Raw genomic sequence first — 20,993 nt, forward strand, 5'->3', positions numbered from 1 at the left:
CACCGATGACCGAGCCGTCCCTCACCGTGGCCGTGATCGACCCGAGCCCGGCGCGCGCGGCGATCCTCGAAGAGGGTCTGGCGGCGGCCGGCATCGCCCGCGTGGTGATCCTGCCCGACACCGCCGATCTTCCCGCCCGCGTCGCCGCCCTGAACCCCGACGTGGTGGTGATCCATGTCGAGAGCCCGAGCCGCGACATCCTCGAGCAGATGTCCGGCCTGTCGCGCCACGTCGAGCGGCCGGTGGCGATGTTCGTCGACCGCTCGGACGTGCCGATGATGCAGGCGGCGGTGGATGCGGGCATCTCGGCCTACGTGGTCGACGGCCTGCACCCGCAGCGCATCCGCTCGATCCTCGATGTCGCGATCCTGCGGTTCAACGCCTTCGCGCGGCTGCAGCGCGAACTGCTGGAGGCGCGGGGCGAACTCGCCGACCGCAAGCTCATCGAGCGGGCCAAGGGCATCCTGATGACGGCCAAGGGCCTCCCCGAGGAGGAGGCCTACCGGCTGATGCGGCGGAAAGCCATGAACGAGAAGCGCAAGATCGCCGACATCGCCCGCGCCATCGTCACGGCGGCGGATCTGCTCGGATGAGAGCCGTGGTCAGATGAGACTCGCTCTCGGATACGTGCCCCTCGTCGATGCGGCGGCGCTCATCGTCGCCGTGGAGCGCGGGTTCACCGCGGCCGAGGGGCTGGCGGTGGATCTCGTCCGCGAGCCCTCGTGGGCGACCCTGCGCGACAGGCTGGCCCTCGGCCACCTCGACGGCGCCCACATGCTGGCGCCCCTGGCCCTGGCCAGCAGCCTCGGGATCAGCGGACCCGAGACGCGCCTCGCCGTGCCCCTCGCCCTCAACCTCAACGGCAACGCCATCACGGTGTCGCGGCCGCTCTGGGCCGCCATGATGCGCGACGGACCGGGGGACGAGGGCCTCGACACGGTGGCCACGGCCTTCGCCGGGGTGGCCCGCGCGCGCGCGCGGGAGGGGGCTCCGTTGACCCTCGGCACCGTGCATCCGTTCTCGAGCCACACCTATCAGCTCCGCCTGTTCGCCGCGCGCGGCGGCCTCGACCTCGATGGGACGGTGCGGATGGTGGTGATCCCGCCACCGCGCATCGCCGAAGCCCTGCGGGACGGCCACATCGACGGCTTCTGCGCGGGAAGTCCCTGGAACAGCCTCGCGGTGGAGGAGGGCTACGGCCGGATCGCGGCCTTCGGCTGTGCGCTCGCACCGGACTGCCCCGAGAAGGTGCTGGCCCTGCCCGCCTACGCGGCGCCGACCTGCGGAGCCCTGGTGCGGGCGGTGCGTCGGGCCGGCCGCTGGTGCGCGCGGCGCGAGAACCACGAGGAACTCGCACGCCTGCTCGCGCGGCCGGACCACCTCGCCATCGCGCCCGCCCTCGTCCGCCGCGCCCTGGCCGGCACGGTGGTGGTGGATCCCGACGGCACGCGACGGGACGCGCCGGACTTCGTCCTGTTCGGCGAGACGGCCGAGCGGCCGAGGCCCGCCCAGGTCGATTGGCTCCTCGACCGAATGACGGAGGCCGGCCAGATCGTCGCCACGCTCGAGGTGAGCGAGCGCGCCCACGCCCTCTATCGCCCGGATCTATACGACGCCGCTCTGCCGGATTGATGCGGCTCGCACTGGGCGGGCACATGCCCGTGCCACCGGCATTCTGCACGCGGATTGTGCAGTGCGGGAGCGAGGCTCTCCACCGAGTCGGAGGACGATATGGTTCCGGCACGTGGAATCACAGGTTCGTGAGGCCGTGGGTCGCGCTCGGGCCCGTCTCGCCCGACCATTACGGAGGGGCCTGAGACAAACTCGAAAAATTCCAGAACTGGCATCCGCTTAGGTCGCGCGCAGGATCCCCGACAGGATCGCCGGGACGCACGCACGGAGGCCGTCCCTTCATCCTGGCACGCCTCCTGCTAGGAGCTGGAGGCCCGTCAACGACGACGGGCCTTATCCGTCGGCAGAGCCGCTGACCCGAGTCTCCCCAAGGCACGCACCGTTATGCGTCCGACGGATGTGCTTGGTCGGCGGCTTTCTGTTTTGGCGCTTTGCAGTCCTGGCGAGGATTCCGGTTTCGATGAGTGATGGTTTTCGCAACAGCCGGCGCAACGTCCTGAAGGGGGCCGCCGCGACCCTCTCCCTGGCGGCACTCGCCCGGACGGCCTTCCCGGGCGGCGCCTTCGCGCAGGGGGCGGGCCCGGAGGTGAAGGGAGCCAAGCTCGGCTTCATCGCCCTCACCGATGCCGGTCCGCTGTTCGTCGCCAAGGAGAAGGGCTACTTCGCCAAGCACGGCATGCCCGACGTGGAGGTGCTGAAGCAGGCGAGCTGGGGCACCACCCGCGACAACCTCGTGCTCGGCTCCGAGGGCAACGGCATCGACGGCGCCCACATCCTCTCGCCGATGCCCTACCTCATCACCGCCGGCCGGGTGACGCAGAACAACGTCCCGGTGCCGATGCAGATCCTGGCGCGCCTCAACGTCAACGGCCAGTGCATCTCGGTGGCCAAGGAATACCTCGACCAGAAGGTCGGGCTCGATTCCAAGGTGTTCAAGGCGGCCGTCGAGAAGAAGAAGGCCTCGGGCAAGTCCGTGAAGGCGGCCATGACCTTCCCGGGCGGTACCCACGACCTCTGGATCCGCTACTGGATGGCCGCCGGCGGCATCGACCCCGACAAGGACATCGAGACCATCGTCGTGCCGCCGCCCCAGATGGTGGCGAACATGAAGGTCGGCACCATGGACTGCTTCTGCGTCGGCGAGCCGTGGAACGCGCAGCTCGTGCAGCAGGGCCTGGGCTACTCGGCGCTCACCACCGGCGAACTCTGGAAGGACCACCCCGAGAAGGCCTTCGCCATGCGGGCCTCCTGGGTCGAGAAGCATCCGAACGCCGCCAAAGCCCTGACCATGGCGGTGCTCGAAGCGCAGATGTGGTGCGACAAGCCCGAGAACCGGGACGAGTTCGCCGCCATCGTGGCCAAGCGCCAGTGGATCAACATCCCGGTGGCCGACGTCGCCGGCCGGATGAAGGGCACCATCGATTACGGCGACGGCCGCATGGTCGAGAACAGCCCGCACATCATGAAGTTCTTCTCCGACAACGCCTCCTACCCGTACCAGTCCCACGACCTGTGGTTCCTCACCGAGGACATCCGCTGGGGCAAGTTCGATGCGCAGACCGACACCAAGGCCCTCATCGCCAAGGTGAACCGCGAGGACATCTGGCGCGAGGCGGCCAAGGCCCTCGGCGTCGCCGCGATCCCGACCTCCACGTCGCGCGGCCAGGAAACGTTCTTCGACGGCAAGGTCTTCGATCCGGCCGATCCCGCCGCCTACCTGTCCAGCCTCGGCATCAAGAGGACCGCGTGATGGCCAACACCTCCACCATCGCCGCCAGCCCCGCCGTCGCGAAGGCGGCCGCCAAGCCCAAGCGCGCGCCGTTCGTCACGATGGCCACCCTGAACACCATCGCGAAAAACCTGATCCCGCCCGTGGTGGTGCTCATCGCCTTCCTGGTGATCTGGGAGCTGCTGTGCTCGCGCCCCGGCGCCGGCCTGCCGCCGCCCTCGCGCGTCGTCACCGAGGCGTGGGACATCATCGCCCACCCGTTCTACGACAACGGCGGCACCGACAAGGGGCTGTTCTGGCACATCTCCGCCAGCATCCAGCGCGTGGCCCTGGGCTTCGCCCTCGCCACCGTGGTGGGCATCCTCGTCGGTACCCTGATCGGGCAGTCGGAATGGGCCATGCGCGGCCTCGACCCGATCTTCCAGGTGCTGCGCACGATCCCGCCGCTCGCCTGGCTGCCGCTCTCGCTCGCCGCCTTCCGGGACGGCCAGCCGTCGGCGATCTTCGTGATCTTCATCACCTCGATCTGGCCGATCATCATCAACACGGCGGTCGGCATCCGCAACATCCCGCAGGATTACCGCAACGTCTCGGCGGTGCTGCGCCTCAACCCGCTGGAGTTCTTCTCCAAGATCATGCTGCCCTCGGCGGCGCCGTACATCTTCACCGGCCTGCGCATCGGCGTCGGCCTGTCCTGGCTCGCCATCGTGGCGGCCGAGATGCTCATCGGCGGCGTCGGCATCGGCTTCTTCATCTGGGACGCGTGGAACTCCTCCCACATCTCCGAGATCATCGTCGCCCTCGTCTATGTCGGCATCATCGGCTTCATCCTCGACCGCTTCGTCGCCTTCGTCGGCAATCTCGTCACCCGCGGCACCGCGACGGCCTGAGGATCATCCCATGACCTATCTCAGCATCGAGAACGTCGGCATCTCCTTCACCCGCGGCGGCCGCACCAACGAGGTGCTCCGCGACGTCAGCGTGAAGATCGACAAGGGCGAGTTCGTCTCGCTCATCGGCCATTCCGGCTGCGGCAAGTCGACGGTGCTCAACATCGTCGCCGGCCTGCTCAAGGCCTCGACCGGCGGCGTGCTGCTCGAGGACAAGGAAGTGAACAGCCCCGGCCCCGACCGCGCCGTGGTGTTCCAGAACCACTCTCTCCTGCCCTGGCTCACGGTGCGGGAGAACGTGGCGCTCGCCGTCGACAAGGTGTTCAAGGGCAAGAAATCGCGGGCCGAGCGTGGGGCCTGGATCGACCACAACCTGGCGCTGGTGAACATGACCCACGCCGCCGACCGGCGCCCGAGCGAGATCTCGGGCGGCATGAAGCAGCGCGTCGGCATCGCCCGGGCGCTGGCCATGGAGCCGAAGGTCCTGCTCCTCGACGAACCGTTCGGGGCGCTGGACGCGCTCACCCGGGCGCATCTCCAGGACTCGCTCATGGACATCCATGCGCGGCTGAAGAACGCCGTGATCATGATCACCCACGATGTCGACGAGGCGGTGCTGCTCTCGGACCGCATCGTGATGATGACCAACGGCCCCTCCGCCACGGTGGGCGAGATCCTCACCGTCGATCTCGAGCGGCCGCGTCGCCGCCTCGATCTCGTGGAGGACGCCACCTACACCCACGCCCGCGCCGCCGTCCTCGAGTTCCTCTATGCCCGGCACGCCAAGCCGGCCATGGCGGCCTGAGACGCGGCGATGAAGGATCGGCTGGTCGTCATCGGCAACGGCATGGCGTCGTTGCGGTTTCTGGAGCGCCTCACCGAGCGCGCGCCGGGGCGCTACGACGTCTGCGTCGTCGGCGCCGAACCGCAGGCGGCCTACAACCGTGTCCTGCTGTCGTCGCTGCTGGGCGGCGAGGTCGACGAGGCCGGTTGCGCGTTCCGGGGCCTCGACTGGTACGAGAGCCACGGCATCCGCCTCATCACGGGCGCGCCGGTCACCGAGATCGACCGCGAGAACGGCCTCGTGATGGTGGGCGAGACCCACGTCCTGCCCTTCGACAGGCTCGTGCTCGCGGTCGGCTCCGTGCCGATCCGGCTGCCGAAGCCCGGCATGGACCTGCCCGGCGTCCTCACGTTCCGCGATCTCGCGGACGTGACGGCCATCCGCAAGGCGGCCGTGGAGCACGCCCGCGCCATCGTCATCGGCGGCGGCCTCCTGGGGCTCGAGGCCGCCGTCGGCCTCGCGCGCCTGGGCGTCGACACAACGCTTCTCCACGTCATGGACCGGCTGATGGAGCGCCAGCTCGATCACGCCGCCGCCGGCCTGGTGAAGCGCGCCATGGAGGCGCGGGGCGTCAAGGTGCTGCTCAAGGCCGACACCGCCACCGTCGAGGGTGACGGAAAAGTCGAGCGCCTGATCCTATCGGACGGCACCGTGCTGCCCGCCGACCTCGTGGTGATGTCCGTGGGGGTGCGCCCCAACGTGGCCCTGGCCCAGAATGCCGGGATCGCGGTGGGCCGCGGCATCAAGGTCGACGACCGGATGCAGTCGTCCGATCCCCGCATCTTCGCGCTCGGCGAATGCGCCGAGCATCGCGGCCAAGTCTACGGCCTCGTCGAGCCCGCCTACGAGCAGGCCGAGACCTTGAGCCGCCACCTCGTCGGCGAGGAGGCGGCCTATACGGGCACGTCGCTCGCCACCAGCCTCAAGGTCTCGGGCCTGCCGGTGTTCTCGGCCGGCGCCATCGAGGCGCCGGAGGGCTCCGAGACGATCCTCATGAGCGATCCCGGCCTCGGGCTCTACCGCAAGCTCATCGTCGCCGACGACCGGCTGCTCGGCGCCGTGTTCGTCGGCGACATCGCCGAGCAGGGCTGGTGCAAGGACCTCATCCGCACCGGCGCCTCCGTCGCGGCGCATCGCGACGACCTGATGTTCGGGCGAACCGCCCCCCAACCCCTCGCAGCCTGACGGAGGCTTTCATGGCTGACGATTTCAACGCCGAGCAGAAGCGCTACCTCGAAGGTTTCGCCTCCGGCATCTCCGCGGCCCGCCTCACCGGCGGCCTCGCCCTCGGGCAGGCAAGCGCCCCCCCGGCCGAACCCACTGGGCCCGACGCCATCCACATCAAGGCCCAGGACGCCACGGTGAAGGCCGGCGGCAAGCTCTGCGACCAGGAGAAGTGGAAGCGCGCCGAGAACGCCTTCGACGGCCACAACCGCCTCATCGCGGAGGCCGCCACCGGCAAGGCCCCGAAACCGGAGGACAATTTCCGCTGGCGCTATCACGGCCTGTTCTGGGTGGCACCGACCCAGAACTCCTACATGTGCCGCCTGCGCATCCCCAACGGCATCCTGCAGCACTGGCAGTTCGCCGGTATCGCGGATCTCGCCGACGCCCATGGCGGCGGCTACAGCCACGTCACCACCCGGGCGAACCTCCAGGTCCGCGAGATCACGCCCGAGCACGGCCAGCCCTTCCTCGACGGCCTCATCGACCTCGGCCTGACCGCGCGCGGCGCGGGCGCCGACAACATCCGCAACGTCACCGGCTCGCCGGTCGCCGGCATCGACGCCCAGGAACTGCTCGACACCCGGCCGCTGGCCAAATCCTGGCACAACCACATCCTCAACGACCGCTCGCTGTTCGGCCTGCCGCGCAAGTTCAACGTCGCCTTCGACGGCGGCGGGGTCATGCCGGTGCTGGAGGAGACCAACGACATCGGCTTCCAGGCCATCCGGGTTCTCGACGGCGCCGCCGTGGCGCCCGGCATCTGGATGCGCCTCGTGCTCGGCGGCATCTCGGGCCACCGCGATCTCGCCCGCGACACCGGCGTCGTGCTGAAGCCCGAGGATTGCAACCGGTTGGCGGACGCCATCCTGCGGGTCTTCATCAAGAACGGCGACCGGACCAACCGCAACAAGAGCCGGATGAAGTACGTCCTCGACGCCTGGGGCTTCGACAAGTACCTCGCCGCCGTCGAAGACGAACTCGGCCGCAAACTCGACCGCGTCGATCCCGCCCATGTCGCCCCGCGCGGCCCCATGGACCGCTTCGCACATGTGGGCGTGCACGCCCAGGTGCAGCCCGGCCTCAACTGGATCGGCGTGATCCTGCCCGTCGGCAAGCTCACCACCGACCAGATGCGGGATCTGGCCAGCATCGCGACCGAATGCGGCGACGGCGCCATCCGCATGACCGTCTGGCAGAACTTCCTGTTTTCCGGGGTTCCCGACGCGAAGGTGGCCGAGGTCCAGGCACGGGTCGCCGCCTTGGGCCTCACCACGGAGGCGTCGAGCATCCGCGCCGGTCTCGTCGCCTGCACGGGCAACCGGGGCTGCAAGTTCGCCGCCTCGGACACCAAGGGCCACGCCCTCGTCATCGCCGATTACATCGAGGCCAACCTCAAGGAACTCGACGTGCCGGTGAACGTGCACCTCACGGGCTGCCACCATAGCTGCGCCCAGCACTACATCGGCGACATCGGGCTCATCGGCGCCAAGGTGGTGGTCTCGGAGGAGGGCGACACCGTCGAGGGCTACGACATCGTCGTCGGCGGCGGCTTCGGCGACAGCCCGAAGATCGGCACGGAGATCTGGAAGGCCGTGAAGGCCGAGGATTGCCCGGCCCGGATCGAGGCGCTCCTACGCAGCTACCTCGGCAGCCGCGAGGGCCCGCAGGAGAGCTTCCAGGCCTTCACCCTGCGCACCGGTCCCGAATCCCTGCGCCACAGTGCCGAAGAGCAACCCGTCCTGAAGGCAGCCGCATGAGCGAGCACGTCACGCCCCCGCTGGTTCTCATCCCCGAGAACGCCCCGTTCAACCCCGACCAGCGCTCGTGGCTGTCGGGCTACTTCGCCGCCCTTCTGGGCCCCGCCGTCGAGGGCGCCACGGCGCTGGCCCCCGGCGACATGGGCGGCGGCCAAAAGCTCGCCGACAACGACGACGCGCCGTGGCACGACCCGTCGATGCCCCTGCCCGACCGGATGGAGCTCGCGCGTGAACGGCCCGAGGCGCAGAAGCTCATGGCCGCCATGGCGCAGCAGGATTGCGGCCAGTGCGGCTACAACTGCGCCGACTACGCCAACGCCATCTTCCTCAAGAGCGAGGAGCGCCTGAACCTGTGCCAGCCCGGCGGCAAGGACACGCTCCGGATGCTGAAGAAGCTCGACGAGGAGTTCGGCGCCGGCGGCGGGGCCGCCCCGAAGACCGCCGGCGACACCGCGCCCAAGGCCGAACCGACCCTCGGCCCCCTCGGCTTCTGCCGCGAGAACCCCGTGGAGGCGACGTTCCTGTCTCGGCTCCGCTTGAACGCGCCTGGGGGCGAGAAGGAAACCTGGCACGTCGAGATCGATCTGACCGACACGCCCATCGAGTACGTGGTCGGCGACTCCCTCGGGCTGTTTCCCGCCAACGCCCCGGCCCTGGTCGACGCGGTCATCGCCGAGCTCGGGGCCCGTCCCGAGCGCAGGATCGGACGCAAGACCCTGCGGGATTGCCTGCTCACGGACTATGCGCTGGGCGGCGCGCCCGACGGGCTCTACCAGCTCCTCTCCCTCCTCACCTCGGGCGAGGCGCGCAAGAAGACCCAGGCGCTCGCCGCCGGCGAGGATCCGGACGGCGACGCCGCCCATCTCGACGTGCTCGGCGCGCTCCACAAGTTCCCCGGCGCGCGGCCCGACGCCGAGGTGTTCCTCGAAGCCCTCGACGAGTTGCAGCCCCGGCTCTACTCGATCTCGTCCTCGCCGAAGGCCGATCCCGGCCGGGTCTCCCTCACGGTGGACGCGGTCCGCTACAGCCACCGCTCGCGCCTGCGGCTGGGCGTGGCCTCGACCCATCTCGGCGAGCGCATCCCCGAGGGCATGAAGGTCAAGGTCTACCTCCAGAAGGCGCACGGCTTCGCCCTGCCCGACGACCTGTCGAAGGACGTGATCATGGTCGGCCCCGGCACCGGCATCGCGCCGTTCCGCGCCTTCCTGCGCGAGCGCGACGCCACGCAGGCGCCGGGCCGCAACTGGCTGTTCTACGGCCACCAACGCCAAGCGAGCGACTTCTTCTACAGGGACGAACTCAACGCCCTGAAGGACAAGAAGCTGCTCACCCGCCTGTCCCTGGCCTGGTCCCGCGACGGCGGCGAAAAGACCTACGTGCAGGACCGCATGCGCGAGAACGGCGCCGAACTCTGGAAGTGGTTCGAGGGCGGTGCCCATTTCTACGTCTGCGGCGACGCCAAGCGCATGGCCAAGGATGTGGAGCGGGCGATCATCGACGTGGCCGGCCAACACGGGGGCAAGAACCCCGACGAGGCCGTGGCCTACCTCGCCCATCTGAAGAAGACCGGGCGGTATCAGGCCGACGTGTACTGAGAGGCAAAACCCTCCCGGCGCCGTGGGCTATCGAACTCCGCATATCTGGCGCTCTTCAGAACGGGCGCGTCCCTCTCCCCCTTGTCGGGAGAGGTTAGGAGTGGGGGCGGTTCCGCCAGACCCCGCAGCATGAGGGGCACCCGCCCCCCCCACCTCCAACTCCTCCCCACAAGGGGGAGGAGGGCTGGCCGGCGCTTCAGGCCCGACTCTTGCTCCCATCCATGCTGACAAAAAACCCCGCCGAGGATCACGCCATGAACGCGCACGTCCAGGCGCCCGCCCCCGTCAAAACCACCTGCCCGTATTGCGGCGTCGGCTGCGGCGTACTCGCGACGCCGGACGGGCAGGGCGGGGTCGGCATCGCCGGGGACACCGCGCATCCGGCCAATTTCGGCCGCCTCTGCTCCAAGGGCTCGGCTTTGGGCGAGACCGTCTCCCTGGACGGCCGCCTGCTCCATCCGCAGGTCGACGGCGCGCGCGCGAGCTGGGAATCGGCGCTCGGCACCGTCGCGGGGTCCCTGCAGAAGATCGCCGCGCAGCACGGGCCGGAGTCCATCGCCTTCTACCTGTCGGGCCAGCTCCTCACGGAGGATTACTACGTCGCCAACAAGCTCGCGAAGGGCTTCCTCGGCACCCCCCACGTCGACACCAACTCGCGCCTGTGCATGTCGAGCGCCGTGGCCGCCCATCGGCGCGCCTTCGGCTCGGACACCGTGCCGGGCTGCTACGAGGACCTCGACGAGGCCGACGTCATCGTGCTCGTCGGCTCCAACACCGCCTGGTGCCACCCGATCCTGTTCCGCCGGATGATCGACGCACGCGCCAAGCGCGGCACCAAGCTCGTGGTGGTCGATCCCCGCCGCACCCAGACGGGGGAGGAGGCCGACCTGTTCCTCGGCCTCGCGCCCGGCTCCGACACCGCCCTGTTCTCGGGCCTGCTCGTGCATCTCGCCGCCACCGGCGCCGTCGATGCGGCCTACGTCGCCAACCATACCAGCGGCTTCGACGGCGCCCTGGAGCGCGCCGCCGCCATCGCCCCGAGCGTCGCCGCCACCGCCGCCGCGACGGGCCTCGCCGAGGCCGATGTCGCCCGGTTCTTCGCCCTGTTCGCCGGCACGAAGCGCGTGGTCACGGCCTTTTCGCAAGGGGCGAACCAGTCGGCGCAGGGCACCGACAAGGGCAACGCCATCATCAACTGCCATCTCGCCACCGGCCGCATCGGTCGGCCCGGCGCGGGGCCGTTCTCCCTCACCGGCCAGCCCAACGCCATGGGCGGGCGCGAGGTCGGAGGGCTCGCGAACATGCTCGCCGCCCACATGCACTTCGCCCCCGAGGAGGTGGACCGCGTCCGCCGGTTCTGGAAGGCGCCCAACATCATCACCGGCGAGGGCATGAAGGCGGTGGCCCTGTTCGAGGCGGTGGCGCGCGGCAAGATCAAGGCCCTGTGGGTGATGGGCACCAATCCCGTCGTCTCCATGCCCCGGGCCGACGCCATCCGCGAGAGCCTGAAGGGCCTCGACCTCTACGTGGTTTCCGAGGCCGTGGCCGACAGCGACACCGCCCGCGCGACGGGGAAGAAGACCGTGCTGCTGCCAGCCTTGGCCTGGGGCGAGAAGGACGGCACGGTGACGAATTCCGAGCGCCGGGTCTCGCGCCAGCGCGCTTTCCTCAAGGCGCCCGGCGAGGCGCGGGCCGACTGGCAGATCATCGCGGACGTGGCCAAGCGCCTCGGCCACGGCGAGGCCTTCGCCTATCCCAACGCGGCCGCGATCTTCCGCGAGCACGCGGCCCTGTCGGCCTACGAGAACAACGGCACCCGCGATTTCGACATCGGCGCCCTCGCGGACATGCCCGATGCGACCTATGCGGGAACGCCCCCCCTGCAATGGCCCCTGCCGAAGCGCGGCAAGGGCCGGGCCCGCCTGTTCGCCGACGGCCAGTTCTACACCTTCGACAAGCGTGCCCGCTTCGTCGCCGTGCAGGCGCCCGCCCTGGCCCAGCCCGTCACGGAGGAACACCCCTTCGTCCTCAACACCGGCCGGGTGCGCGACCACTGGCACACCATGACGCGCACGGGAAAGAGCCAGCGCCTCTCGGCCCACCGCGCCGTGCCCTTCGTCGAGATCCACCCCGACGACGCCGCGCGGCTCGGCGTCGCGGAGGGCGATCTCGCCCGCGTCTCCACGCCCCACGGCACTGCGATCCTCGAGGCGATGGTCACCGAGGGCGTGCGCCGGGGCGATCTCTTCGCCGCCTTCCATTGGAGCGACGCCACCGCGTCGGATGCCCGCGTCGGCGCCCTGGTGCTCGGCGTGCCGGACCCGGTCTCGGGCCAGCCCGAACTCAAGGCGACGCCGGCCGCGTTGAGCCCAGCGCCCTACCGCAATCGCGGCTTCCTGCTCACCCGCGAGGCGCATACCCCGCCCGCCGGCTGGTGGTGGGCGCGCGCCACGGTGGAGGGCGGGTCCGGCCTGCACTTCGCCACCCAGGAGAGCTCGCGCGCCGTCGCCCTGATGATGCGCGGCCTGTTCCAGGGCCTGGAACTCGCCGAGTACGCCGACCACGCGCGGGGGCATTACCGCTGCGCCGTCTATGACGGAGTTCGCTTGGTCGCCTGCCTGGCGCTCGCCCCGAGCGAGGCCCGACCGAGCTGGGAGGCGGCCAAGGCGTACTTCGCCGCCGAGGAGATCGAGCCCGCCGCCCGCCGCGCCCTGCTGTCGGGCCGGGCCGAGACGGCCTCGGCCGGTCCGACGATCTGCGCCTGCCACGGCGTCGGCCTCGACGTGATCACGGGCGTGATCGCGGCCGGCGCCGGCTCCGTCGAAGCCGTCGGCGTCGCCTGCAAGGCCGGGACGAATTGCGGCTCGTGCATCCCCGAGATCCGCAAGCTGCTGCCGCAGGCGCTTGCGCGCAACGCAGCATAGGCTCACTTTGTGGGTACGAAGGACCCCGATCCGAGATCCATGAGCACACCTCGCCAGCCCCGCGAAACCCGCCCCGCCAGTCCCGAATCCGCCCGCGGCGCCAATGCCGCCGGCCTCGAGCCCCTGGCCGTCCTGCCGGTCTTCGTGCCGTTGCAGGGCAAACGCGCGGTGCTGGCCGGCTCCAACGGCGGCGCGCCCTGGAAGGTGAAGCTGCTGGCCGCCGCCGGGGCGGACGTGGACGTCTACGCCCCCGAGTCGAGCGAGGAACTCCGCGCCGTGCCGGGCGAGATCGTCGCCGGCTCCGTCACCCTGCACGCGCGTCAGTGGGCGGAGGCCGACCTCCAGGGCGCGGCCTTCGTCATCGGCGCCATGGAGGACGAGGCCGACTGCATCGCCTTCGTCGCCGCCGGACGCCGGGCCGGCGCCATCGTCAACGCCGTCGACCGCCCGCATCTCTGCGACGTGAAGTTCGGCGCCATCGTCAACCGCTCGCCCATGGTGGTGGGCATCTCGACGGAGGGCGCCGCCCCGGTCTTCGGCCAGACCGTACGCGCCCGCATCGAGGGCATGCTGCCGCGCGGCTTCAAGGCCTGGATCGGCGCCGCCCGCGACTGGCGCGAGGAGGTCACCGGCCGCTTCCACGGTTTTTCGGACCGCCGCGCCTTCTGGGAGCGGTTCACCGACCGCGCCTTCGCCGAGCCGGACCGGGCGCCGACCGCAACCGATCTCGCCGAGTTGCTGGGCGAGACCGAGGCCGCGCCGAAGGGCGGCGCCGTCACCCTCGTGGGTGCCGGACCGGGCGACGCCGAACTCCTCACCCTCAAGGCGCTCAGGGCGCTGCGCAATGCCGACGTGATCCTCTACGACGACCTCGTGGCGCCCGAGATCCTCGACTACGCGCGCCGCGAGGCCCGCACCATGCTGGTGGGCAAGACCGGGCACGGCCCCTCCTGCCGCCAAGACGACATCAACGCCCTGATGGTGCAGCTCGCCAAGTCCGGCAAGCAGGTGGTGCGCCTGAAATCCGGCGACCCCCTGGTGTTCGGTCGGGCCGGCGAGGAGATCGACGCCTGCCGCGAGGCCGGCATCCCCGTTTCCATCGTGCCCGGCGTCTCGGCGGCCCAGGGGGCCGCGGCCTCCCTCTGCGTCTCGCTCACCAACCGCGACGCGGCGCGGCGCCTGCAATACGTCACCGGCCACGACCGGCGCGGGGCGCTGCCCGAGGACCTGAACTGGGGCGCCCTCGCCGATCCGAGCGTGACCACCGTGGTCTACATGCCGAAGAAGACCCTGCGCGTGCTGCTGGAGCGCGCCATGACCGAGGGCCTCGCCCCCGGGACCCCGGCGCTCCTCGTCTTCAACGCCACCCGGCCGAACCAACAGGTGGTGGAGGCCAGCGCCATCGACATCGCCGACCGCGTCGAGGCCTTGGGCCACGAGGGGCCGGCGCTCCTCATGGTCGGCGAGGCGCTGCGTCGGACGAGTGCGCAGGCCGCCCCCGCGATGGCCGAGCCGGACAAGCTCGCGATCTGACGGGCGCCCAGTTGCGGCGCGGCGTTCAGTTCGGCCACGGCGAACGTATCGGGCTCCGAACCGCATTCCCCATGATCGCGAAGTCCCCGCCAGCGGAGACGTGAAGCACCGCGACCCAAGAAGCTATCGTCCCCGAGAACCCATCGTCCCCAAGAACCATCGCCCACAGGGCCCTTCTGCTCCGGTGGTGACCCTGTGGAGATCCGCGGCGTCGGGACCGGAGCGAGCCCGTTCATATCGCGCGCGACGCCGGGGCCGGTTGCCCGAATCCCGGTCGCGTGGTCTTGCAGACCTGAGAATTCCGGATTCGGGATTCGCGGCTTCGGGTTCCGGATCGGTCTCGAGGGTCGCCCAGAGAATCCCCCGCCAAGGTGTCCCATGCGTCGCGCTCTGCCGCTCATCTTTTTCGCCGTCGGCCTCGTCGCCCTGGGCGTCGCCGCCGTGTTCGTTCTGGTGCCCCAGGCCAACGTCGTCGCCACCAGCACCGTCGGCGGACCGTTCACCCTCACGGATCAGAACGGGCGCCGCGTCACCGAGCGTGATTTCACCGGCCGGACCCATCTCGTGTTCTTCGGCTTCACCCATTGTCCGGACGTGTGCCCGACGACCCTGCAGCAGATCGGCGACGTGCTCCGTGCACTGGGACCGAAGGGCCAGGACACCAAGGCCCTGTTCATCGCCGTCGACCCCGAGCGCGACACGCCCGCTGCCCTGAAAGCCTATCTGGCGAGCTTCGACCCGCGCATCGTCGGACTGACGGGCACGCCGGAGGAGATCGCCGCGGCGGTGAAGGGCTACCGCGCCTATGTCCGCAAGGTGCCGACCAAGGACGGCGACTACACCATGGAGCACACGGCCCTGGTCTACGTAATGGATGGCCAGAACCGCTTCCTCAACGCCCTCAACCTGACCAAGCCGCCCGAGGCCGCCGCCGCCGACCTCGCCAAGATGCTGTGAGCGCTCTGTCTCCGCATCGGCTTCTCCCGAAAACCGGCGTTCACTTTTGGGGCTGAGGGTCAGGTTCGATGCAGCGCCCCGCTGCGGGAGCTGCGCGACAGGCCGTGCTCGGTCTTGTTCCAGCGGTCGGGGGCGAGGACGAGTTCGACGAGCCCGAGCCAGGCACCGGCGCTGACGAGGAGGAAGTAGGCCGGCATCAGGGGCACGTAGGGCAGGAGGTCCCACCAGCCCCGGCGCACGCAGCCGAGGGCGGCCGGCAGCAGCATGGCAAGGAGGCCGGACACGAACACCGTGACCGCCGTGCCGGTGGGCAGGTTGCTCCAGAACCCCGCGACGGGTTCGACCCCGGCGAACACGAACCGGTAGGCGGCGTGCCCCATCAGGAACGGGTAGGCGAGGGCGCAGACGACGGTGCCGGGCACCAGGGCGATGGCGGCCAGGGTCCCGAACGCCCCGAGCTGGCGGAACGTCTCGCGCGGCTGACGGCCGTGGGTGAAGCTCGTCTGGATGAAGCCCTTCATCCAGCGGGCGCGCTGGTGCAGCCATGCGCCGGGCCGCGCCGGAGCCTCCTCGAAGGTGCTGCTCGGCAGGTCGCCGACCCGGTAGCCCGCCCGCGCGAGGCGCAAGCCCAGATCGGCATCCTCGGTGACATTCCACGCATCCCAGCCGTGGACGGCCCGGAGGATGTGGGTCCGGAAATGCGTCGACGTGCCCCCGAGCGGAATCGGGACGTTCCAGGCGGCGAGCGCCGGGATCAGTACATCGAACAGGGCGGCGTATTCGAGGGCGAAGCATTTCGGCAGCGGGCCGTCGCGCTGGTTGTCGATGACGAGGCGCCCCTGGAGACAGGCCGTCCTCGGGTCGCTGCGGGCGAACAGCGCGGCGGCGGCGCGGAGCTGGCCCGGATCGGGCACGTCCTCGGCGTCGTAGACCACGAGGCAGGCGCCGCGGGCGAGGGGCAGGGCGCAGTTGAGGGCACGCGGCTTCGTGCGCGGCAGGCCGGGCGGCACCACCACGATCTCCGCCCCGGGCGGCAGGGCTGCGGCGGCGAGGGCAGCGGCCGTCTCGGCATCGTGCGCCTCGATCACGAACTTGATGTCGAGCTTGGCCGCCGGATAGTCGAAGGCCGAGAGGGCCGCGGTGAGGCGTGGGACCACGGTCGCCTCCCGGTGGAGGGCGACGAACACCGTGTAGACGGGGAGGTCGGCATCGGCCAGGCACGCGTCCGCCGCCACGCCCTCCGCCTCGACGCTGACGGCGGCGACCCGCAGGGTCACCATGGCGAGGAGCACGAGTTGGACGGCGGTCCAGAGGCCCACGACCAGGGTGGGCGGAAGTTCGACCATGGCGACCACCGCGAGTCCGGCGATCAGGCCGGCGATGGCGAGGGTCGGTCCCATGGGACGGGCCTTCAGCGCCCAGTCGGGCCGGTGGACCTGAAGGGAATCCGCCGCGGCGGCGGCGATGCCGGCGGGGTTGGCGCTGAAGACGGCTTCGCGCAGGGCGCGCGGCGTGGTCAGCGCCGGCATCCGACCCATGGGGCTGCGCCCGCCCAGCACTTCCGCGATGGCGGCGCCGCGCGGCGCCAGGACGAAGGCGGCCGGCGCGCCCGGCAGCAGGGGGGCGACGCCGGCGACCACGCTCTCGGGGTAGCGTGCGCCGGGCCCCAGGGGGATCGCGCCGGCGAGGAAGGGGGTGCCGAGTTCGGCCGCGAGCGCCCGGTAATAGGCCTCCTCCGTGACGGTGCCCGACGCGAGAAGGGCGGAGGCTCCGTCGGTGCCCCAGGCGCAGGCGCGGTCGGCGGCCTTGGCCAGGGCTGCCGGATCGACACCGTGATCCAGGAGGAAGGCGAGGTCGGGCGGCAGGGGCGAGACGCCGGCCTGCGACACGAAGGGTAAACCGAGGATCGACAACGGGAGCGTCTCCCGGCGGCTCGAGAACGTGCTAGGGAGACGGCGTGAGCCAGACCGCGTCCGCGCACAACCAGCGCACCACGAATACAACCCTGAGGTCAAGGACGCGCTGGATTTCTCCGGCGCTCCTCGCCGTGGCGATGGCCCTGCTGGTGGGACGCGCAGACGCGCAGACGCCTCCCGCGCCGGGACAGGGGGTCGCCATCCCGAACTTCTGGAACCCGCGCGCGCGCCAGGAGCGCATCGACGCGCCCCAGACGAGCCGCACGGTCCGCTTCCTCACGGACGACGAGTTCCCGCCCCTGCACTTCCCCGGGCCGGACGGCACGCCCACGGGCTTCTCGGTGGAGCTCGCCCGCGCGGTCTGCGAGAAACTCGCCCTGACCTGCACGGTCCAGGCCCGGCGCTTCGACACGCTGCTCGATGCGCTGGCCGACAAGCAGGGCGACGTGGTCGCCGCCGCCATCCCGCTCACGCCGGCCCTGCGGGCGCGGTTCCTGGCCACCCGGCCGTACTTTCGCTGGCCGGGCCGGTTCGCGGCGCGCACGGACAAGGCGCTGCCCGTCCCCTCCGCCACGGCCCTCGCCGGCCGCAGCGTCGGCGTGGTCGCGGGCAGCGCCCACGCGGCCTACCTCAAGGCGTTCTTCCCCAAGGCGGAGGCGCGCGACTTCAACGATCTCGCCGCCGCCGAGGGCGCCCTGCGGCGCGGCGAAGTGGAGTACGTCTTCGCCGACGGCCTCAACCTCGCCCTGTGGGTCGGCGGCATCGAATCGGCGCAGTGCTGCGCCCTCGTCGGCGGCGACTACCTCGAGAACCGCTATTTCGGCGAGGGCATCGGCCTCGTCACCCGACCCGACGACGCGGCCTTGGCCCGCGCCCTCGACGACGCCCTGCAACGGGTGTGGGACGACGGCAAGTACGCCGAACTCTACCTCAGGTTCTTCCCCGTCAGTCCGTTCTAGAGCGTTCCGCGAACGGCACCGTTCTGCCCGGGGAACTCGCTCCCGGCAAGGGTATCGCGCGCATCCCAAGGGCATCGCGCGCATCCGATGCGTATCGCACCTCAAAACGACGACTTACAGCAAGCTCACACCGGCCGACATTACGTCATCGCCCGACAAGGCGCGATCAGGTCCGCAACTTCTAACGGACCATAGCTTCGCCATGACAGCCTTGTCGGAAGGCGATGCATCGCCAGCGGGGCCGGTCCTTCGCCGTTCGCCGCGAAGTCTTGCGGCGCGACCGCGAAGACCAGTGCATCCGGAACCGGCGCGCGACAGTCCGGTTGAGTCCTCATCACCCGTTCGATGCCCAGAGGAGGCCGCATGACCACCAAGGCACCGCCCGTCCCCCCGGCCAACCAGTCCGACAAGGGGCCCGGAAGCGCACCCGACGCCCCCCTCGCCACCGGGCCCAAGGGTTCGGGTCAGACCCGGAACCCCGACACGATCGGTCAGGCCGGCAATTCCAAGGTGAACACCACCCATCAAGGCCATCAGCAGGATCGGTAATGAGCACCTCGAAGAAGACACCTGCCGCCGACCGGCATCACGGCGGCCCCGGCAGCAGTCACCAGGACGCGAGCAAGCCGCAAGCGGAGACGCGTGACGGCTCGAATCCCGGCAGCCCGACCAGCGATGCCAAGTCCCACGTCTCGGGCGGCGGCGGAGAACGTGACCGTCACCACGCCCACGACGCGGACGGCAACAGTCCCGCCCGGTCGCACTGACATCGTTCCCCCAACGCGATCTGCCCCGGCGCGGATTCGTCCCGGGGCGAAGCCGAATAAGAGAGTGAGCGCAGCATGGCGAACGCGAACAAGCACAAGATGGGGCCCGGCACCCAAGGCAAGAGCTACGGAACGGGCGCGATGACCGATCTCCCGGAGGGCATCCTCCCGGAAAACATGGTCTTGAGCAATCGCGACAAGGCCCAGCACAGCGACGAGCGCGGCCTCGACAGCAAGAACGTCCAGACCGAGCAGTATCAGGACCACGTCGGCAACCGCCTGGCCGACGACGTGGGCGCCGCGGCCACGGGCGGCGACAACGTCAGCGGATCCACGAGCCCCATGACCGATACGTCCGGCGACGCGAGCAGCCTCACGCGTCAGCAGAACGGCTGAAACGCCCGCCGCCGGAACCGGTCCGCATGCTTCAGGGGTTCGAAGACGGGATTGCGTTGGCCTGCCGGCGCAATCCCGCTTAGGGTGACGCCCTTCCGCCAAGGCGCTCACTGGAACCGAACCCCGGCCTCATGTCGTCCTCGACTTCGTCCCCGCTCGCCCTCGACCCCGCCCTCATAGAGGCCGCCGTCTCCGCCACCGCGTGGCCGTTCGAGGAGGCGCGCAAGCTGTTGGCACGGCTCGAGCGAAACCCAAAAAGCGAAGTGCTGTTCGAGACCGGCTACGGCCCCTCGGGCCTGCCGCATATCGGCACCTTCGGCGAAGTCGCCCGCACCTCCATGGTGCGTCACGCCTTCCGGGTCCTGACGAAGGACAGCGTGCCGACGCGGCTCATCGCGTTCTCGGACGACATGGACGGCCTGCGCAAGGTGCCGGACAACGTGCCGAACAAGCCGATGCTCATCGCGGCCCTCAACCAGCCCCTGACCAAGGTGCCGGACCCGTTCGGCACCCACGAGAGCTTCGGCGCCCACAACAATGCCGAGCTGCGCCGCTTCCTCGACGCGTTCGGCTTCGACTACGAGTTCCGCTCGGCCACGGAATGCTACAAGCAAGGCCTGTTCGACACGGCCCTGCTGACGGTGCTCGACCGTTACGAGGCCGTGATGGCGATCATGCTGCCGTCCCTGCGCGCCGAGCGCTCGGCGAGCTACTCGCCGTTCCTGCCGATCCACCCTGTGACCGGGGAGGTGATGCAGGTGGCCATCGACGAGGTGCGGTCTGGCGCCGGCACTCTGGTGTGGCGCGACCCGAAGACGGGGGAGGCCTACGAGACCCCCGTGACCGGCGGCCATGCCAAGCTTCAATGGAAGCCCGACTGGGCCATGCGCTGGGTGGCGCTGGGCATCGACTACGAGATGGCCGGCAAGGATCTCATCGATTCGGTGAAGCTGTCGGGCGAGATCGCCCGCGCCCTCGGCGGCGAACCGCCGGAGGGCTTCAACTACGAGCTCTTCCTCGATCGTGAAGGCCGCAAGATCTCGAAGTCGAAGGGCAACGGCCTGTCCATCGACGACTGGCTCGTCTACGGCACCGCCGACAGCCTGGCGCTGTTCATGTACAACAAGCCCCGCGAGGCCAAGCGCCTGTTCGTGGAGATGATCCCGCGCCAGGTCGACGACTATCTCGGCTTCCTCGAGAAGTTTCCTGGCCAGGAGCCGGCCCAGCAGCTCGGCAACCCGGTCTGGCACCTGCACGCCGGCCGGCCGCCGGCGGCCGAGGCGGTCGGCAAGGGCGGTGCGCTCAACTTCGCCATGCTCCTCAACCTCGCGGCGGTGGCCAACACCGAAGATCCGGCAGTGCTGTGGGGCTTCATCCGCCGCTACGATCCGGATGTCGGCCCGCAGACCCATCCGGTCCTCGCCCGGCTGGTCGGCCACGCACTCGCGTATTTCCGGGACGTGGTGCGGCCGCAGAAGACCTACCGGGCGGCGACGGAGGCGGAAGCGGCCGCCCTCTCGGACCTGTCCGAGACCCTGGCGGCGCATGAGGGCTCGACCGATCCGGAAGGGCTCCAGGCCATCGTGTACGAGGTCGGGCGGCGGCACTTTCCCGACCTCTCGGGCAAGGCGAAGAGCCCGGACGGACGGCCCGGCGTGTCGCAGGCCTGGTTCACCACCATCTACAACGTGCTGTTCGGCGAGGCGCGCGGCCCCCGCTTCGGTTCGTTCGTCGCCCTCTACGGCGTGGCCGAGACGCGGGCGCTCATCGCGGAGGCCCTGTCGGGGGCCTTCGTGCCCACGGAAGCATGAATCGGCTGTCCGCACGAAGAATTGCGCAACAAAACACCACCCCTTCGGCGGCCGGC

The 20,993-nt window shown here is 70.2% G+C and carries 17 protein-coding genes; 16 read left to right on the forward strand and 1 reads right to left on the reverse strand.

What is annotated here, in order from left to right:
* Nucleotides 1–5 precede the first annotated feature (5 nt).
* The 11 genes from ASG60_RS05030 (at nt 6) to ASG60_RS05080 (ending at nt 15,088) form a co-directional block, all read left to right on the forward strand.
* The gene (locus ASG60_RS05030; RefSeq protein WP_056168611.1) at nt 6–593 is read left to right on the forward strand and encodes an ANTAR domain-containing protein; all 588 of its coding nucleotides are present in this window, start codon (nt 6–8) and stop codon (nt 591–593) included.
* A 13-nt stretch (nt 594–606) separates the two neighbouring features.
* The gene (locus ASG60_RS05035; RefSeq protein ID WP_056384414.1) at nt 607–1,632 is read left to right on the forward strand and encodes a CmpA/NrtA family ABC transporter substrate-binding protein; all 1,026 of its coding nucleotides are present in this window, start codon (nt 607–609) and stop codon (nt 1,630–1,632) included.
* A gap of 460 nt (nt 1,633–2,092) precedes the next feature.
* The gene (locus tag ASG60_RS05040; RefSeq protein WP_056384415.1) at nt 2,093–3,382 is read left to right on the forward strand and encodes a CmpA/NrtA family ABC transporter substrate-binding protein; all 1,290 of its coding nucleotides are present in this window, start codon (nt 2,093–2,095) and stop codon (nt 3,380–3,382) included.
* Entirely contained in the window at nt 3,382–4,251 is an 870-nt protein-coding gene (gene ntrB / locus ASG60_RS05045) for a nitrate ABC transporter permease (protein ID WP_056304734.1), read from the forward strand. The genes ASG60_RS05040 and ntrB overlap by 1 nt, the downstream gene beginning before the upstream one ends.
* Nucleotides 4,252–4,261: 10 nt before the next feature.
* Nucleotides 4,262–5,056, forward strand: coding sequence for an ABC transporter ATP-binding protein (locus tag ASG60_RS05050; protein ID WP_056168452.1), 795 nt, complete (start codon nt 4,262–4,264; stop codon nt 5,054–5,056).
* 9 nt (nt 5,057–5,065) lie between these two features.
* Entirely contained in the window at nt 5,066–6,280 is a 1,215-nt protein-coding gene (locus tag ASG60_RS05055) for an FAD-dependent oxidoreductase (protein WP_056384416.1), read from the forward strand.
* A gap of 11 nt (nt 6,281–6,291) precedes the next feature.
* The gene (locus ASG60_RS05060) at nt 6,292–8,079 is read left to right on the forward strand and encodes a NirA family protein (protein WP_056384417.1); all 1,788 of its coding nucleotides are present in this window, start codon (nt 6,292–6,294) and stop codon (nt 8,077–8,079) included.
* The gene (locus ASG60_RS05065; RefSeq protein ID WP_056168459.1) at nt 8,076–9,674 is read left to right on the forward strand and encodes a sulfite reductase subunit alpha; all 1,599 of its coding nucleotides are present in this window, start codon (nt 8,076–8,078) and stop codon (nt 9,672–9,674) included. The genes ASG60_RS05060 and ASG60_RS05065 overlap by 4 nt, the downstream gene beginning before the upstream one ends.
* Before the next feature lie 254 nt (nt 9,675–9,928).
* Nucleotides 9,929–12,598, forward strand: a complete 2,670-nt coding sequence (locus ASG60_RS05070; RefSeq protein ID WP_056384418.1) for a nitrate reductase — start codon at nt 9,929–9,931, stop codon at nt 12,596–12,598.
* 39 nt (nt 12,599–12,637) lie between these two features.
* Nucleotides 12,638–14,131 (forward strand): siroheme synthase CysG, encoded by a 1,494-nt coding sequence (gene cysG, locus ASG60_RS05075; RefSeq protein ID WP_056384419.1) that lies wholly within the window; start codon nt 12,638–12,640, stop codon nt 14,129–14,131.
* 378 nt (nt 14,132–14,509) lie between these two features.
* Nucleotides 14,510–15,088 carry an SCO family protein gene (locus ASG60_RS05080; RefSeq protein WP_056168470.1) on the forward strand — a complete coding sequence of 193 codons (579 nt, stop codon included), beginning with the start codon at nt 14,510–14,512 and terminating at the stop codon, nt 15,086–15,088.
* Between the two features lie 59 nt (nt 15,089–15,147).
* On the opposite strand, the gene ASG60_RS05085 is transcribed toward ASG60_RS05080, so the two are convergent.
* Nucleotides 15,148–17,001, reverse strand: a complete 1,854-nt coding sequence (locus ASG60_RS05085; RefSeq protein WP_082531619.1) for a glycosyltransferase family 2 protein — start codon at nt 16,999–17,001, stop codon at nt 15,148–15,150.
* A gap of 140 nt (nt 17,002–17,141) precedes the next feature.
* Between ASG60_RS05085 and ASG60_RS05090 the strand changes: the two genes are divergently transcribed.
* The 5 genes from ASG60_RS05090 to ASG60_RS05110 all read left to right on the forward strand — a co-directional run bounded on the left by ASG60_RS05090 (nt 17,142) and on the right by ASG60_RS05110 (nt 20,937).
* Nucleotides 17,142–17,963 carry a transporter substrate-binding domain-containing protein gene (locus tag ASG60_RS05090; protein ID WP_082478973.1) on the forward strand — a complete coding sequence of 274 codons (822 nt, stop codon included), beginning with the start codon at nt 17,142–17,144 and terminating at the stop codon, nt 17,961–17,963.
* Between the two features lie 363 nt (nt 17,964–18,326).
* On the forward strand, nt 18,327–18,512 hold the full coding sequence (locus ASG60_RS05095) for a hypothetical protein (RefSeq protein ID WP_056168573.1): 186 nt from the start codon (nt 18,327–18,329) through the stop codon (nt 18,510–18,512).
* Nucleotides 18,512–18,730: a hypothetical protein gene (locus ASG60_RS05100; RefSeq protein ID WP_056168577.1), complete on the forward strand. Its 219-nt coding sequence runs from the start codon at nt 18,512–18,514 to the stop codon at nt 18,728–18,730. The genes ASG60_RS05095 and ASG60_RS05100 overlap by 1 nt, the downstream gene beginning before the upstream one ends.
* Nucleotides 18,731–18,805: 75 nt before the next feature.
* Nucleotides 18,806–19,126, forward strand: a complete 321-nt coding sequence (locus ASG60_RS05105) for a hypothetical protein (protein ID WP_056384420.1) — start codon at nt 18,806–18,808, stop codon at nt 19,124–19,126.
* Nucleotides 19,127–19,257: 131 nt separating this feature from the next.
* Nucleotides 19,258–20,937 carry a lysine--tRNA ligase gene (locus tag ASG60_RS05110; protein ID WP_056384421.1) on the forward strand — a complete coding sequence of 560 codons (1,680 nt, stop codon included), beginning with the start codon at nt 19,258–19,260 and terminating at the stop codon, nt 20,935–20,937.
* Nucleotides 20,938–20,993 lie beyond the last annotated feature (56 nt).

Origin of the sequence: Methylobacterium sp. Leaf469 (genome assembly GCF_001424745.1) — a bacterium.
GTDB lineage: Bacteria > Pseudomonadota > Alphaproteobacteria > Rhizobiales > Beijerinckiaceae > Methylobacterium.

Bases quoted from the DNA above. Each gene is read 5' to 3' on its own strand.
- ntrB (WP_056304734.1), top strand. From the start codon at position 3,382: ATGGCCAACACCTCCACCATCGCCGCCAGCCCCGCCGTCGCGAAGGCG.
- ASG60_RS05070 (WP_056384418.1), top strand. From the start codon at position 9,929: ATGAACGCGCACGTCCAGGCGCCCGCCCCCGTCAAAACCACCTGCCCG.
- ASG60_RS05100 (WP_056168577.1), top strand. From the start codon at position 18,512: ATGAGCACCTCGAAGAAGACACCTGCCGCCGACCGGCATCACGGCGGC.
- ASG60_RS05065 (WP_056168459.1), top strand. From the start codon at position 8,076: ATGAGCGAGCACGTCACGCCCCCGCTGGTTCTCATCCCCGAGAACGCC.
- ASG60_RS05050 (WP_056168452.1), top strand. From the start codon at position 4,262: ATGACCTATCTCAGCATCGAGAACGTCGGCATCTCCTTCACCCGCGGC.
- ASG60_RS05105 (WP_056384420.1), top strand. From the start codon at position 18,806: ATGGCGAACGCGAACAAGCACAAGATGGGGCCCGGCACCCAAGGCAAG.
- ASG60_RS05110 (WP_056384421.1), top strand. From the start codon at position 19,258: ATGTCGTCCTCGACTTCGTCCCCGCTCGCCCTCGACCCCGCCCTCATA.
- ASG60_RS05095 (WP_056168573.1), top strand. From the start codon at position 18,327: ATGACCACCAAGGCACCGCCCGTCCCCCCGGCCAACCAGTCCGACAAG.
- ASG60_RS05080 (WP_056168470.1), top strand. From the start codon at position 14,510: ATGCGTCGCGCTCTGCCGCTCATCTTTTTCGCCGTCGGCCTCGTCGCC.
- ASG60_RS05040 (WP_056384415.1), top strand. From the start codon at position 2,093: ATGAGTGATGGTTTTCGCAACAGCCGGCGCAACGTCCTGAAGGGGGCC.
- ASG60_RS05055 (WP_056384416.1), top strand. From the start codon at position 5,066: ATGAAGGATCGGCTGGTCGTCATCGGCAACGGCATGGCGTCGTTGCGG.
- cysG (WP_056384419.1), top strand. From the start codon at position 12,638: ATGAGCACACCTCGCCAGCCCCGCGAAACCCGCCCCGCCAGTCCCGAA.
- ASG60_RS05060 (WP_056384417.1), top strand. From the start codon at position 6,292: ATGGCTGACGATTTCAACGCCGAGCAGAAGCGCTACCTCGAAGGTTTC.
- ASG60_RS05090 (WP_082478973.1), top strand. From the start codon at position 17,142: ATGGCCCTGCTGGTGGGACGCGCAGACGCGCAGACGCCTCCCGCGCCG.
- ASG60_RS05035 (WP_056384414.1), top strand. From the start codon at position 607: ATGAGACTCGCTCTCGGATACGTGCCCCTCGTCGATGCGGCGGCGCTC.
- ASG60_RS05030 (WP_056168611.1), top strand. From the start codon at position 6: ATGACCGAGCCGTCCCTCACCGTGGCCGTGATCGACCCGAGCCCGGCG.